This window comes from Pseudomonas sp. 58(2021) (assembly GCF_017491585.1).
Classification (GTDB): domain Bacteria; phylum Pseudomonadota; class Gammaproteobacteria; order Pseudomonadales; family Pseudomonadaceae; genus Aquipseudomonas; species Aquipseudomonas fluorescens_BT.
Map to the genome: position 1 here is coordinate 1 of NZ_JAFGYZ010000049.1, position 1,030 is coordinate 1,030.

1 protein-coding gene is annotated in these 1,030 nt (G+C 58.4%); it reads right to left on the reverse strand.

All coding sequences use genetic code 11. The features are described 5' to 3' along the window. Positions 1-329 precede the first annotated feature (329 nt). Positions 330-947, reverse strand: a complete 618-nt coding sequence (locus J5M72_RS28705; protein WP_207868319.1) for a TPM domain-containing protein — start codon at positions 945-947, stop codon at positions 330-332. Positions 948-1,030: the final 83 nt, after the last annotated feature.

Genomic DNA, 1,030 nt, shown 5'->3' on the forward strand with positions numbered 1-1,030 from the left:
TGGAGTAGACATCGTATCGCCCGAATCGACTTGAACTTGCAGATTGTTACGGCAGGTAAGAGGATCTAAAAACCGTCCACCATGTCTCCGAACATGTGTTCACCATGTCTCCGGTACATACACTCCCGGAGGGAGAGGGAGCCGACCGAGATGTCTTTCGCTATCCATCGACCTGAAATATCGAGTCGATTATGGATTCAAAGCCAATCGTTCAAGTCGGTGTATCTCCTCAATATCCCCCAATCGGCTCCCTCTCCCCCCGGGCGGTCCGACGTTTCGGGAGGGCTGGGGTGAGGGCTGCGATATCAAGTCTTACAACACTGCCGAAACTACCCCAACACCACCAACCGATTCGGCAACTCATTCCTCACCTGCGTCACCGGCACATGCACCTTGAGCAACTCGCCGCACGCCTCGATGCAAGTGACAAAACCCTGCAACGTCTGCCCCTGACGCACCTGCTCGGTAAACTCCGCGACAATCGAGTCCCAGCTCTTGTTATCCAGTTTTTTGGAAATTCCTTCATCCACCAGAATTTCCACATACCGCTCCGCCTCGCAGACAAAAATCAGCATGCCGGTGCTGCCCACCGTGTGGTGCAGGTTCTGTTCGAGAAACTGCCGCCGCGCCAGGTTCGAGGCGCGCCAGTGCCGGACGTGGCGCGGGACCAGATGAGTGGTGACCTTGGGCAAACGAAACACCAGGCACAGCACGACGAAACTGATCCACTGCACCAGCAACAGGCTGTGCATCGTCAGCCAGCCGGTCAGGTAATGCACGATTCCCGGCACCACCAGCGCCAGCAGGCTGGCCCACAGCAACGGGATGTACGCGTAGTCGTCGGCGCGGGCTGCGAGCACCGTCACCAGTTCGGCGTCGGTGTCGCGCTCGACCCGGGCGATGGCCTCGGCGACCTTGCGTTGTTCGTGTTCAGTCAGTAATGCCATGTCGTGAAGTGCCTGCTCATTATTGTTATCACCAGCCGCCGGAGGAACCGCCCCCGCCGAAACTGCCACCGCCGCCGCTGAAG

What these genes read in the sequence shown, in the direction of transcription:
- J5M72_RS28705 (WP_207868319.1), bottom strand. Translation starts at nt 947, where the DNA reads ATGGCATTACTGACTGAACACGAACAACGCAAGGTCGCCGAGGCCATC.